Below are 13,065 nucleotides of genomic sequence, written 5' to 3'. Positions count from 1 at the left end.
CCGGTGCGCTTTTAGCTCGGATTTATAATTGCTTAAGTAGTCTGGGCTAAACAATTATGCGTTGTATAACAAAAACACAAAAATGCTTCGGTGCGGGCCGACGGCGGCCTTGCGCAAATGAAAGCGGGGGCGTGTTATGTTCAAAGTTATAGAGTGCATATCCGTCCAGCATGACAGACCCATCGTGGTTCTGGCTGCGGTCATTTCTCTCATTGGTGTTTTTGCCTTTTTCCTTCTGCTCGCGCGGGCGGAAGAATGTGCCGATCATCGCCGTGACAGCTGGCTTGCGACCGCCGCTTTTGCGGGCGGCCTGAGCGTTTGGGCGACGCATTTTGTGGCAATGCTGGCCTATCAGGGCACGGTGGCGATAGAGTTCGATCTCATCATCACGACGCTTTCAGCGATCATTGCGATCGCCGGGTTCTGGGTCATGCTGCGCCTGTTCGACTTCAACAGCGCGACATCAAATCTGCTGGCCGGACTCTGCGGCGCGCTGGTTATCGCCGCGATGCATTTCACCGGTATGTCCGCTGTTAACGCCGCTGCTACCGTGCAGTTCGACTTTGTCCCGATCATTGTCGGCGCTGTTGTCTCAACGCTGATGCTTGCTGGCGCTTTCGAAGTGATGCGCCTGTCCGGGCGCTGGATGCGTATTTCAGTAGCCACGGTTCTCGGTGTCGGTTCGATCTGCGTTCTGCATTTCACCACCATGTCGTCAACCACGCTGATCCCCGACCCAAGCCTGCCTGCGGCTGATCCGCTCGGCACGGGCCGCATGTGGATCGTCGGCGCTGTTGCGACGGTGTCGTGCTTCATTGCGTTCATGACTGTCGCTGCCGTGTTCATTGACCGCTACATGACGGATTTGAAGGGCTTTGCGAATGCGACGCTGGATGGTCTCGCCGTCATCCGCGATGACCGGATCGTCGAAGTGAATGCGCGGTTCTCCCGACTGATGAACAGCAATGAAAAGGCGCTGGTCGGTCGTTCGCCGGAAGATCTGTTGCTGACAGCGGACGGTCTGCCTGCGGCTGCACCGCGTCAGGCGGCGGTCGAGGCAAAACCCCGTCAGGAAAACGACCAGCGGATTTTCGAACTCGCCGTCCACACGATTGAATATCAGGGCAAGTCTTGTGAGGTTCTTGCTGTGCGCGACCTGACGGAAAAGCGCGCTGCGCAACGCCAGATCGAACATATGGCAAACCATGATGCGCTGACTGACCTGCCCAATCGCGCCTTTTTCGAGCAACGGCTGACCAATGCAGTCGGCGGGCGCTCACAGCAGCGTTGCGCTGTCTTTGCGCTGGACCTCGACCGGTTCAAAGCGGTGAACGATATTTTCGGTCACGCGCAAGGCGACCGGGTTTTGAAAACCGTTGCCAATATTTTGCGGCGCACGATCAGCGGCGTTGATACGGCTGCGCGCATTGGCGGCGACGAGTTTGTCATCCTGCAAGTGGGCGTGCCGCAGCCTTCCGGCGCGCGCAAGCTTGCCGAACGGATACTGGAAGAATTCAAGGCGGAGATGAATATGATCGCCGACCAGACGGCGGTCGGCGTCAGTATCGGCGTTGCCATCTATCCGACCGATGGCCGCGATGCCGAAACGCTCCGCCATGCAGCCGACGTGGCACTTTATCGCGCCAAGACGAGCGGCAAGGGCATGGTCGCGTTCTACTCGCCGGAAATGGATCGCGAAATCACCGAGAGACGGCAGCTGGAAGCTGATCTGCGTCAGGCCATGTCGCGCGGTCAGATCACCATCGCCTATCAGCCGTTGATCGGAACGGCCGACGGTTCTTGCAAGGGCTATGAAGCACTGCTGCGCTGGACGCATCCTGAGCGCGGATCGATCCCGCCGGAAGTGTTCATTCCGATTGCTGAGGAAACCGGCGTGATTATCGCCCTTGGCGAATGGGTACTGCGGGAAGCTTGTCGGACAGCCGCGACATGGGAACGTCATCTGACGATTGCCGTCAATGTGTCGCCGATCCAGTTCCGCCTGACCAATCTGCCTGAAACGGTTGCTGCTGTGCTGGAAGAAACCGGGCTTGAGCCATATCGACTGGAACTGGAAGTCACCGAAGCAGCGCTGATCAAGGACAGGCCAACGACGCTGGAACTGCTGCGCCGTATCAAGAGGCTCGGCGTGCGCATCGTGATGGACGACTTCGGGACCGGCTATTCTTCGCTGAACAATCTCCAGAGCTTTCCATTCGACAAGATCAAGATCGACCGCAGCTTCATCAATACGATGGAAACCGATGTCAGCTCCCATGCGATTGTGCGGGCGATTGTCGGGCTTGGGCGCAGTCTCGATCTGCCGGTCGTGGCGGAAGGCATCGAGAATTTCCATCAGCACCGCATGGTGATCGAAGAAGGCTGCGCACAGGTGCAAGGCTTCCTGTTCGGGCGTCCTGCTCACACGCCGGGGGCCGCCGATCCGTCGGATAACGTTCCCTACAAGAAGCTGGTGGACGAGTGAGAATGAACCTTTTTGCTTGGCGCTGTGAATAACCCCAAGTTCTGGCCTCGCTTCCGAGGCTGAATACTCTGCCAAATTGTTTCAACGCTGTTACAAGACAGTAGCGTGACGCGCTTTTGGAGCGCGTTACGCCACCCTGCGCGAGCATTGCGTGAAGGCGAATTGTCCAAGACTATCAAGGGGATTGCGGCGGCTGACCTATCGGAGGGCGGCCGGGATAGTATAATGTTTTCAACACGATATTTCGCGTGATCGCAATAATAAGTGAATTTATTACAAGGAGCTTTCCGTGCTTCTAACACGTTGAAGCCACAAATTGACAGCTCAATGGGGCTGAAGCATCGGGCAAGAAACCAGACAAGAAACAAAATCTGTTTTTGTTGGAAAGCACGATGCCTGGATGTGCAACGTAAACAATACCTTCGGTTCGGAAGGAAAAGCCATGTGGCGGCTTTAACCCGACGTATCGCGGCTTAAGTTGGATGATGGATATTATGCTTACTTCGCAGCAATGGCTCCCGGTCGAATTGCTCAACATCGGGCTGGCCGCGGCTCTTTTCTTCGCCTGCCTTGTCCACTCGCTGTGGAAGGCGGTTTTCGATGAACTCAATCCGGTGTTCTGGCGTCGCACCGCTGCCCTTCTGTGGGCCGGCGTTGTGGTCGTCGCACTGAGCGGCGGACTGGATACGTTCAATTGGGTGCAGGCGCTTGGCTGGATGCTCGTCGCCGGTGGCGTTGGCGCAACTGTGGTTCGCGCCGGTCTGTCCTATTACCGCCAGTACTGCGCACATAACCAGCAGGGCGTCTTCGGTCGTCGTACGCGACTTTCGGGACGGTGAGCCTTATGTTTGCAAGAACTGAAACAATGCCCTTGCGCACTCACCGCCCGTATAGCCTGCGCTCGTTCTTTATCCGCGCTTTTGGCTCTGCACGATCCCGTAAATATTCGTAGAACGGGCGCCGGAGCGGCAATAGGCGAAGAACGGACCTTCCGCTTCGTCGAGCGCCGCGGCCATGGCATCGACATCATCCTGCGTCAGCTGGCCGCCAACCACCGGAATGTAATAGGTGGCGAGGCCAGCTTTCTCTGCAACACGCGCAATTTCGGCAAAATCCGGCTGTTCCGGGCCGCCTTCGCCGTCTGGACGGTTACAGATGATCGTCTGAAAGCCTTCTGCCGCAATGTCGCGCACGTCGTCGGGCGAAATCTGGCCCGAGACTGAGTAATTGTCGTCGATCTGGCGAATATCCATTTTATCCTCGCTATCGGCGCTGCCTTTCATACACAAAATTGAATTCGGTTATGGCCGAAATGCTTTGTGCTGCATGCCTGTTCGCTGGCACCATACAGAAAACCCGATATGATGCCACATCAAACTGTAGCGATGTGTTGGGATGCGGAAACAGCGGGCGAGTGACATGACGATACCCAAGATCAGTCAGGATGTGGTGCGCCTTGCACATCGTGTTTCAGGCTTCCAGGAAGGGCACCGCGCTGTTCCGGAAGAGGTGCCCGTCGCGATGAGCTATAATGGCTCCACACAGGCTGTGATGATGGCAACGCCGTCCGATCTGGAGGATTTCGCTGTCGGTTTCAGTCTGACCGAAGGCATTATCGACGATGCCAGTCAGATCGAAAGCATCGAGGTTGTCGCTTTCGCGCAAGGGGTCGATGTGCAGATGCGCCTTGCCGAATTGCCGGAACAGCGGCTGGCGGCGCGTCGCCGCTTCATGGCGGGCCCGGTTGGTTGCGGCCTGTGCGGTATTGATTCCATCGAGCAGGCTCTGCGCCCGGTAACGCCGCTCAAGGCGGACAAGCATCGCTTTTCGGCGAGCACTATCGCTGTGGCAATGGCCGCACTCGGGCGCGAACAGCAATTGAATGCAACCACCCAATCTGTTCATGCCGCAGGTTTCTACAGGCCACAGCAGGGCTTGATTGCCGCGCGCGAGGATGTCGGCCGACACAATGCGCTGGATAAGCTGGTTGGCGCGCTGGCGCGTACGAATACTGAAACGGAACACGGGATCACCGTGATCACAAGCCGGGTATCCGTTGAAATGGTGCAAAAGGCAGTGAAGCTCGGCGCGTCTGTGCTGGCGGCTATTTCAGCGCCGACGGCTCTGGCCATTCGGACAGCGGACGAGGCCAATCTCACTCTTGTCGCCATCGTGCGTGGCGAGGAGTTCGACGTCTACACCCATGGCGAGCGTATTGTGGCCGACTGAGATACGGCCCCGCCATGCGGGGCCGTTCCAGTGAACGATCAGACCAATGCGGCGATACGGCTGCGTTCGCCAACGATCTGCAAGGCCGCATGAGCCGCTTCGACGCCCTTCACCTTGAAATGGTTGAAGAAGAAGTCATGATGCTCCTTGCTGTCATGGAAATGGTGCGGGGTCAGAACGACGCTCAGTACCGGCACTTCGGTCTCAAGCTGTACCTGCATCATGCCGTTGATCACAGCCGTCGCCACGAAATCATGACGGTAAATGCCGCCGTCGATGACGAAAGCCGCGCCGACAATGGCGGCATACTGGCCGGTCTTGGCCAGCGTCTTGGCATGAAGTGGAATTTCATAAGCGCCGGGAACGTCGAAGACTTCTACTTCGACATTGGTGCCTGTCTGGGCGGCCAGTTCGGCAATAAAGCTCTTGCGGGCTTCGTCGACGATGTCGGCGTGCCAGCGAGCCTGAATGAAGGCTACTTTGAAGGAAGTCTTGTTCGGATAGCTCTGGTTCATAGGTTCCTCAAGAAACTAGAATCAGGGCGCACAAAGGAACGCATTACTCGCGTCGGAAGACGCAATAGGTCACGCTCTTTTGCTCTCTTTCATCCGGACTATACCGTCGGCTCCGGCATCTCACCGGATCTGCTGACCCTGACCGATGAAGCGAATCAGCTTCGTCTTTCAGGCGCTCGCGGGCTCGGAAATCGCTTTCCATACCGCCGGTGGGGAATCTCACCCCGCCCCGAGAACAAGCCCACGCACTATTGCGTAAGCACGCTCAAATTAAGTGGGCGCGGCGATATTGTCCAGTCGGTTCACAGGATTTTTATCCCATTAAAGAGCGGGTATCGGCATTTCTGGTTTACGCTTATTCAAAGGTTTAGACGATGGCTGCTAAACCTCGATAAAGCGCCTAAACACTTCATTTCTCATAGGAAATTGGCTGTGGAATACGACTTAAAATTTTAATCGATTAAATTTCTCGCTATTTATCATATCGGGGATATTGACACCTATCCCGGGTTTCAGCCTATCCTAGGCAATACATCTTGTCTGGTGGATGCGGTTCATTCATAAAAGACAACGTTGTCAATTGGGGTGAGGCGGCGTAAAGATGGTTTGGAGGACATCGCAGCACGTCGCATCAGTTGGCCGGGGTATCCGGCGGAGATCATCTCTCTGCACCGGGTTGCGGCAGTGAATGAGGAGGAGCCGGTTGTATGGAGCGGCCGGTTTCAGTTTGCGCCTCAAGGCGCGGACAGGACGAAGGAAATTCAAAAACGGATAGCTGTGCGGTTGGGACGGGAATCCCAGCGCGGCGATCCGGTGTAACAAGTTTCGTTTGTTTCTACGGGAGGTAGACATGCATAAACTTTTGAAACTCGCCGCTATGGGTACGGCTGCCTGCGCTTTGCTTGCCGGAATGGCGCCTGTCGCAAACGCTGCTGACGCCAAGCAGAATGTTGAAGTTCTGCACTGGTGGACCGCTGGCGGTGAAGCTGCTGCGCTCGACGTTCTCAAGAAGGACCTCGAAAAGAAGGGCATCAGCTGGACCGACATGCCTGTTGCCGGCGGCGGCGGCACTGAAGCCATGACCGTTCTGCGCGCTCGCGTTACCGCTGGCAACGCGCCGACAGCCGTTCAGATGCTCGGCTTCGACATTCGCGACTGGGCCGAGCAGGGCGCTCTCGGCAATCTCGACGAAGTTGCCAACAAGGAAGGCTGGGACAAGGTCATTCCCGCTCCGTTGCAGGCATTCGCCAAGTATGAAGATCACTGGATTGCTGCACCTGTGAACGTCCACACCACCAACTGGATGTGGATCAACAAGGCCGCGCTCGACAAGGCAGGCGGCAAGGAACCGGCAAACTGGGATGAGCTGATCGCACTTCTCGACAAGTTCAAGGAACAGGGCATCACGCCAATCGCCCATGGTGGCCAGCCTTGGCAGGATGCGACGATCTTCGACGCCGTCGTACTTTCGTTCGGCACCGACTTCTACAAGAAGGCTTTTGTCGATCTCGACCCGGAAACTCTGGGCAGCGATACGATGAAGCAGGCTTTCGACCGCATGACCAAGCTGCGCAGCTATGTCGATGACAACTTCTCCGGTCGCGACTGGAACCTGGCTTCGGCCATGGTCATCGAAGGCAAGGCCGGTCTGCAGTTCATGGGCGACTGGGCCAAGGGCGAATTCGTGAAGGCTGGCAAGAAGCCGGGCGAAGATTTCGTCTGCATGCGCTATCCGGGCACGCAGGGCGCTGTGACCTTCAACTCCGACATGTTCGCGATGTTCAAGGTTGCCGAAGACAAGATCCCTGCTCAGATGGAAATGGCCTCGGCTGTTGAAAGCCCGACCTTCCAGTCCGCTTTCAACGTGGTCAAGGGCTCGGCTCCTGCACGCACCGATGTGCCGGATACTGCTTTCGATGCTTGCGGCAAGAAGGCTATCGCCGACCTGAAGGAAGCTGATGGCAAGGGCACGATGCTCGGTTCCATGGCGCACGGCTATGCCAATCCTGCAGCCGTCAAGAACGCGATTTACGACGTGGTGACCCGCGAGTTCAACGGACAGCTCTCTTCTGAAGATGCTGTCAAGGAACTCGTCTCGGCTGTCGCTGCTGCGAAGTAATACGCTGAACAGGCGTCCGGGAGCTTAAATCTCCCGGACGTTTTTTATCCGGTCCGGGGTTCCAGAGTGGGCCTCGCAACCAGCCGGATCAGCAATTTCGGAATTCAGAACAAGCATTGCATGATGTTGTCTTGCATGGTTCCATCGGAACCTGTGAAGGCATCGTTGGACCAACGCATTTTGCAGCCGGGTCGTTCTCCGGTCATGCATAAATGCCGCTGAAACGATCGTCTCGAATGCCTGTTCATCGGGCATCACGAGCGGCGCAAACTGGGTGGCGCAAATATGCAGCGTAACAGCCGATTGCAGGAAATCATCCCCAAGCTGGTCTTGGCTCCAAGCTTCCTGATCGTCCTCGTCTTCGTCTACGGGTTTATCATTTATACTGGCGTGCTTTCGCTGACCAACAGCCGGATGCTGCCATCCTACGGCTTCGTGGGATTGTCCAATTATGAGAAACTCTGGGCGCTGCCGCATTGGTGGCGGGCGATCACCAATCTGGCGATCTTCGCGTCGCTCTACATCATCATCTGTTCGGTGATTGGCCTGTTTCTGGCCATTCTGCTCGACCAGAAGATCCGTGGCGAAGGCTTTTTGCGTCCGATCTATCTTTATCCGATGGCGCTGTCCTTCATTGTGACCGGCACGGCATGGAAGTGGTTTCTCGATCCGGGCATCGGGCTTGAAAACACCATGCATCTGTGGGGCTGGGAAAGCTTTACCTTCGGCTGGATCAAGAGCAACACCATGGCGATCTATTGTCTGGTGATTGCCGCCGTCTGGCAATCATCGGGTTTCGTGATGGCCATGTTCCTTGCGGGGCTGCGCGGCGTTGACAACGAAATCATCAAGGCGGCCCAGATCGATGGGGCTTCGACCGGCACGATCTATCGCCGCATCATCATTCCCCTGATGCGCCCGGTTTTCCTGTCGGCTTTCGTGGTGCTGGCGCATCTGGCGATCAAGGCCTACGATCTTGTCATCGCACTGACCGGCGGCGGACCGGGACAGGCGACTGAACTCCCGGCGACATTCATGTATTCCTATACGTTCACCCGTAACCAGATGGGTATCGGCGCTTCGTCGGCGATTGTCATGCTGGCGATGATCTTCTCGATCATTATTCCCTATCTCTATTCGGAAATTCGCGGAGGGTCGCGGTCATGAGCGCCCAGTCGCAAGATAACGCCATCAACAGCGGTAAGCTGACGCGCGCGCTGATCTATACCGCGCTTCTGCTCTTTGCCATTTACTATCTGTTGCCGCTCTATGTGATGCTGGTCAACTCGTTCAAACCGCTGGAAGAAATCCGTCAGGGCGGCATGTTGAACCTGCCGCAGCAATGGACCATCGCGCCGTGGCTTTCGGCATGGTCGACAGCGCAGATCGGCGTGCAGCCCACCGGCTTGAAACCGTTCTTCATCAATTCCATTCTGATGGTCGTGCCCGCCGTGGCAATCTCCACCATTATCGGCGCGCTGAATGGCTATGTGCTGACCAAATGGCGCTTCCGTGGCTCGAATATCTTCTTCGGCCTGCTGCTGCTGTCATGCTTTATCCCGTTCCAGATCGTGCTGATCCCCATGGCGCGCATGCTCGGACTTTTCGGTATTGCCGGAACGATCTGGGGCCTCATCATGGTGCACGTCATTTATGGTCTCGGCTTCACCACGCTCTATTTCCGCAACTATTACGAAGCGTTTCCGACCGAGTTGGTGCGCGCTGCGCAGATTGACGGAGCCAGTTTCTTCCAGATTTTCTGGCGCATTCTGCTGCCGTCGTCAGGTCCGATCATCGTCGTGTCCGTGATCTGGCAGTTCACCAATATCTGGAACGACTTCCTGTTCGGCGCATCCTTCTCCGGCGCGAATTCCACGCCGATGACGGTGGCGCTCAACAACCTCGTTTCCTCTTCCACAGGCGTCAAGGAATATAACGTTCATTTCGCAGCTGCCATTCTGGCCGCTCTGCCGACGCTGATCGTCTATATCGTGTCCGGCCGCTACTTTGTGCGCGGTCTGATGTCCGGCGCCGTCAAGGGATAAGTTCACTATGTCGTTTCTGAAAATTACTGATCTCTATAAGTCCTACGGCACTGTCTCGATCCTGAAGAACATCAATATCGAGATTGAGGAAGGCGGCTTTCTGGTTCTCGTCGGCCCGTCGGGTTGCGGCAAGTCCACGCTGCTCAACACGATTGCCGGTCTCGAGCCGATCACATCCGGTGACATTGCGATCAAGGGCAAGTCAGTTTCCGGTCTGCATCCGTCGCAGCGCGATATCGCCATGGTCTTCCAGTCCTATGCGCTTTATCCCAACATGACGGTTGCCGGGAATATCGCTTTCGGCATGGAAATTCGCAAAGTTCCGAAGCCCGAGCGCGACAAGGCCATTCAGGAAGTGGCCGATATGTTGCAGATCGGCCATCTGCTCGACCGCAAGCCGAGCCAGCTTTCCGGTGGCCAGCGTCAGCGCGTTGCGATGGGTCGCGCACTTGTGCGCAATCCGCAGGTCTTTTTGTTCGATGAACCGCTGTCGAACCTCGACGCGAAGCTGCGCGTGGATATGCGTACCGAAATCAAGCGCCTGCATAACCGCATGAAGACAACCATCGTCTATGTGACGCACGATCAGATCGAAGCCATGACTCTGGCGACCAAGATCGCGGTGCTGAAAGATGGCGTCTTGCAGCAGTTCGGCACGCCTGCGGAGATCTACAACAACCCGTCCAACATGTTCGTGGCGGATTTCATGGGCTCGCCAGCGATGAACCTGCTGACGGTCGCTGTTGAGAAGAATGGCTCGGGTTATGCAATCTCGCTTGATCGTGGTGACGGGCAGGCATTGACGCTTCCGTTGAAGAACGCACCGCAAGCTCTTGGCGACTATGTGGGCAAGCAGGTGGTCTTCGGAATCCGTCCGGAAGCGCTGACCGATCCCGACGGCGCGGATCGCAATGCGGGTGCGGTCGTGGAAGGCGATTGCCTGATCGATGTGGTCGAACCGGCGGGCTCGGACACGTTTGCGGTGACCCGCCTTGGCGGTAAGCATGTGGTTGCCCGCCTGCGTGCCGATGCGCGCATCGTGGCAGGCCAAGCTTCACGCCTTGCCTTCAATCTCGACAAGTCGGTGTTCTTCGATCCGACCAGTCAGGGACGCATTCTCTGATTGGCGGAAAATTAGTAAGCTAATTCTTGGAATAGTGTTTGTTTACAAGAGGTTTAGCCTAAAGCGCATCATGATCGAACGAAAGGTCACACGATGCGCAGGAAGATTGGCACGTTGCTGATGGTCATCGGCATGAGCGGGATAGCACCCGCCCATGCAGCAGAATCCATCGATCAATTCGCAACCCTAAAGCAACATTTATATTCCGGGCAGCGGACAACGTCGCTGCTGGAGCTGGACAAGTGCGAGCAGACATCAGGTACGAAGCAAAGGCCGGAAGGCTTTACCGGTGGGCTAGTCATCCAGGCCTTTTTAAGCAAACCTGCTCCTGATGAAGCAATCGTCTATGCGCACAATCATGAAACGGTAAGTGATGACACTCCGCTTCAACAGTTTGTCCGCTACCGGGTTTTGCCGGATGAAACAGCGACAATCATCATCTGGAGATTTTCTCCAAAAACTCATGACCAGATTGGAGAAACCAGAATCTTCAAGTGCAAGCTGGGTGAAGGTCTGAAATTTGCCTATGACAAAGGCGCGTGATTGATTTTCAAACACGCGAAAGCCCCAGAAATTGAAAAGAGCGCTTCCGATAAATCAGAAGCGCTCTTTTTCATAATTTGCCTGGAGGGCAAAATCAAACTCGATACGCGATCATCATAAACACGGGCCAAGCCTCATCGGGCGGCCAGCTTAGTGCAGGAAATCTAGTCCCAAAAGACCGATCGCAAGCGCTGTGTTCAGCGAAATGATCATCATGCCATAAACAAGTGCAGTTCTCGTAATATCGTTCATTTCCTACCTCCTTGAGCCGGGACCACCCCTTCCAGACTCGAAGCTTCGTGAAACTGTTACCGAATGTAACAGTCCGTTACGGCATGCGCAACCCCGCTTTACACAATTGTGAACGATTGAAATCTGTCGTGAGAAATGCGTGTCTTTTGTTCCGTTGGGCGCTAAGTGACGGGCTTTTGAGCCAATAAACCGCGCAAACTGGGCCTAAGTCACCACAATGTGAGAAAAAATTGGCTAGCAATCTACCAATAAGCACGACATAGCTTTGATAAGCTTTATGTAAAAGCACGGCTTATTCGGAAATTCACCGTGAACCGCATCATTCCACTTGTGCTGGCAATTGCTCTTTTCATGGAGCAGATGGATTCGAATGTCATTTCGACATCTTTGCCAGCGATTGCCGCCGACATTGGCACCAGTCCGATTGCACTCAAGCTGGCTTTGACAGCCTATCTGGTCGCACTCGCGGTTTTCATTCCGATCAGCGGCTGGATGGCCGACCGATTTGGAGCCAAGAATGTTTTCCGGGCCGCAATCGCCGTCTTCGTCGTCGGCTCGATTGCCTGTGCGGCGGCCAATTCATTGACTGCCTTTGTCGTCTCACGCTTTTTGCAAGGTATGGGCGGCGCGATGATGACGCCGGTGGGGCGTCTCGTGCTGGTGCGCTCGACACCGCGCAGCGAACTCGTCTCCGCCATGGCATGGCTGACGATCCCCGCCATGGTCGGTCCGTTGGTCGGACCACCGGTCGGCGGTTTCATCACGACCTTTCTCACATGGCATTGGATATTCCTGATTAATGTGCCTATCGGCGTTATTGGTATCTGGTTCGCCACGCGCTTTCTGCCCGATAATGACGAGCGCATCGTCAAGCGCCTCGATTGGCCCGGCTTCTTTTTGTCCGGCATTGCCATGTCCGGCGTGGTCTTCGGCCTGTCTGTGGTAAGTCTGCCTGCACTGCCGCCCGCCATCGGTTTCGTGACGGTGGCGGTCGGTCTGGTCAGTTCGGTGCTTTATATCATCCATGCCCGCCGCAGTGCAGATCCGCTGCTCGATCTTCGGCTGTTCGACAATCAGGTTTTCCGGTCGGCCGTGTTGGGCGGCAGTATTTTCCGCTTCGGAATCGGCGCAATTCCGTTTTTGCTGCCGCTGATGTTTCAGCTTGGCTTCGGCTTCACGCCGTTTCAGTCAGGTATGATAACCTTCGTTTCGGCCATCGGCGCGATCAGCATGAAGTTTGGCGCGAAGCGGATTTTCGCTAAGATCGGCTTCCGGCGCGCCTTGATGTCGGGCTCGATCATTTCGGCGGGCTTTATTGCGGTCAACAGCCTGTTCACGCCCATGACGCCGATCTGGATCATTCTCAGCTTCCTGCTGGTCGGCGGCTTTGCGCGGTCCCTGTTCTTCACTGGCGTCAATGCGCTGGCCTATGCTGAAATTCCGGATGAAAAGACCAGTCAGGCAACGCCGATCACCGCCGTTGCGCAACAGGTCTCACTGGCGATTGGCGTTGCCCTTGCAGGCGGCGTGCTGGAAATCAGCAGCGGCGTGCGCGGTGCACCGCTGGCCCTGGTCGACTTCCATGTCGGCTTTATTGTCGTGGCCCTGGTGTCCGTTGTCGCATTCTTCTGGTTTGCGCGGCTTTCACCAGACGCGGGACACGAGTTGGCTGGGCCGACTGTCGTTAAACCGAAGAGCACAGAGCGTGCCGTAGTCGAAGCGGCAAACTCGTCAGCGGGCAAATAACAGGGGCC

At 56.2% G+C, this 13,065-nt stretch carries 11 protein-coding genes and 1 riboswitch; of the genes, 9 read left to right on the top strand and 2 right to left on the bottom strand.

Annotated elements, in window-relative coordinates:
• The first annotated feature begins 136 nt into the window (after positions 1-136).
• Positions 137-2,485: an EAL domain-containing protein gene (locus tag QBD01_RS12765; RefSeq protein WP_280993111.1), complete on the top strand. Its 2,349-nt coding sequence runs from the start codon at positions 137-139 to the stop codon at positions 2,483-2,485.
• Between the two features lie 485 nt (positions 2,486-2,970).
• Positions 2,971-3,324 (top strand): hypothetical protein, encoded by a 354-nt coding sequence (locus QBD01_RS12760; protein WP_280993294.1) that lies wholly within the window; start codon positions 2,971-2,973, stop codon positions 3,322-3,324.
• Between the two features lie 69 nt (positions 3,325-3,393).
• On the opposite strand, the gene QBD01_RS12755 is transcribed toward QBD01_RS12760, so the two are convergent.
• Positions 3,394-3,738, bottom strand: a complete 345-nt coding sequence (locus QBD01_RS12755) for a TIGR01244 family sulfur transferase (RefSeq protein ID WP_078337067.1) — start codon at positions 3,736-3,738, stop codon at positions 3,394-3,396.
• 166 nt (positions 3,739-3,904) lie between these two features.
• On the opposite strand from QBD01_RS12755, the gene fdhD reads away from it, so the two are divergent.
• Complete coding sequence (fdhD, locus tag QBD01_RS12750; RefSeq protein ID WP_280993110.1) at positions 3,905-4,714, top strand: formate dehydrogenase accessory sulfurtransferase FdhD; 810 nt, start codon at positions 3,905-3,907, stop codon at positions 4,712-4,714.
• A gap of 38 nt (positions 4,715-4,752) precedes the next feature.
• Here the strand turns inward: fdhD and QBD01_RS12745 are convergent, their stop codons facing one another.
• Positions 4,753-5,229 (bottom strand): 6,7-dimethyl-8-ribityllumazine synthase, encoded by a 477-nt coding sequence (locus QBD01_RS12745; protein ID WP_280993109.1) that lies wholly within the window; start codon positions 5,227-5,229, stop codon positions 4,753-4,755.
• Positions 5,230-5,306: 77 nt separating this feature from the next.
• Positions 5,307-5,470: riboswitch (FMN riboswitch) on the bottom strand.
• A gap of 609 nt (positions 5,471-6,079) precedes the next feature.
• On the opposite strand from QBD01_RS12745, the gene QBD01_RS12740 reads away from it, so the two are divergent.
• The 6 genes from QBD01_RS12740 (at position 6,080) to QBD01_RS12715 (ending at position 13,057) form a co-directional block, all read left to right on the top strand.
• Positions 6,080-7,348 (top strand): ABC transporter substrate-binding protein, encoded by a 1,269-nt coding sequence (locus QBD01_RS12740; RefSeq protein WP_280993108.1) that lies wholly within the window; start codon positions 6,080-6,082, stop codon positions 7,346-7,348.
• Between the two features lie 285 nt (positions 7,349-7,633).
• Positions 7,634-8,515 (top strand): carbohydrate ABC transporter permease, encoded by an 882-nt coding sequence (locus tag QBD01_RS12735; protein ID WP_138784805.1) that lies wholly within the window; start codon positions 7,634-7,636, stop codon positions 8,513-8,515.
• On the top strand, positions 8,512-9,393 hold the full coding sequence (locus QBD01_RS12730; RefSeq protein ID WP_182519798.1) for a carbohydrate ABC transporter permease: 882 nt from the start codon (positions 8,512-8,514) through the stop codon (positions 9,391-9,393). The genes QBD01_RS12735 and QBD01_RS12730 overlap by 4 nt, the downstream gene beginning before the upstream one ends.
• 7 nt (positions 9,394-9,400) lie before the next feature.
• Positions 9,401-10,516: an ABC transporter ATP-binding protein gene (locus QBD01_RS12725; protein ID WP_280993107.1), complete on the top strand. Its 1,116-nt coding sequence runs from the start codon at positions 9,401-9,403 to the stop codon at positions 10,514-10,516.
• A gap of 93 nt (positions 10,517-10,609) precedes the next feature.
• Positions 10,610-11,059: a VirK family protein gene (locus QBD01_RS12720; protein WP_280993106.1), complete on the top strand. Its 450-nt coding sequence runs from the start codon at positions 10,610-10,612 to the stop codon at positions 11,057-11,059.
• A 561-nt stretch (positions 11,060-11,620) separates the two neighbouring features.
• Positions 11,621-13,057 (top strand): DHA2 family efflux MFS transporter permease subunit, encoded by a 1,437-nt coding sequence (locus QBD01_RS12715; protein WP_280993105.1) that lies wholly within the window; start codon positions 11,621-11,623, stop codon positions 13,055-13,057.
• The last annotated feature ends 8 nt before the right edge of the window (positions 13,058-13,065 follow it).

It is taken from the genome of Ochrobactrum sp. 19YEA23 (genome assembly GCF_029909865.1).
GTDB lineage: Bacteria > Pseudomonadota > Alphaproteobacteria > Rhizobiales > Rhizobiaceae > Brucella > Brucella gambitense.
Note: the sequence above shows the minus strand (reverse complement) of the source record. Positions and strands in the feature narration are given on the sequence as shown.

Bases quoted from the DNA above. Each gene is read 5' to 3' on its own strand.
- QBD01_RS12765 (WP_280993111.1), top strand. From the start codon at position 137: ATGTTCAAAGTTATAGAGTGCATATCCGTCCAGCATGACAGACCCATC.
- QBD01_RS12760 (WP_280993294.1), top strand. From the start codon at position 2,971: ATGGATATTATGCTTACTTCGCAGCAATGGCTCCCGGTCGAATTGCTC.
- QBD01_RS12755 (WP_078337067.1), bottom strand. From the start codon at position 3,738: ATGGATATTCGCCAGATCGACGACAATTACTCAGTCTCGGGCCAGATT.
- fdhD (WP_280993110.1), top strand. From the start codon at position 3,905: ATGACGATACCCAAGATCAGTCAGGATGTGGTGCGCCTTGCACATCGT.
- QBD01_RS12745 (WP_280993109.1), bottom strand. From the start codon at position 5,229: ATGAACCAGAGCTATCCGAACAAGACTTCCTTCAAAGTAGCCTTCATT.
- QBD01_RS12740 (WP_280993108.1), top strand. From the start codon at position 6,080: ATGCATAAACTTTTGAAACTCGCCGCTATGGGTACGGCTGCCTGCGCT.
- QBD01_RS12735 (WP_138784805.1), top strand. From the start codon at position 7,634: ATGCAGCGTAACAGCCGATTGCAGGAAATCATCCCCAAGCTGGTCTTG.
- QBD01_RS12730 (WP_182519798.1), top strand. From the start codon at position 8,512: ATGAGCGCCCAGTCGCAAGATAACGCCATCAACAGCGGTAAGCTGACG.
- QBD01_RS12725 (WP_280993107.1), top strand. From the start codon at position 9,401: ATGTCGTTTCTGAAAATTACTGATCTCTATAAGTCCTACGGCACTGTC.
- QBD01_RS12720 (WP_280993106.1), top strand. From the start codon at position 10,610: ATGCGCAGGAAGATTGGCACGTTGCTGATGGTCATCGGCATGAGCGGG.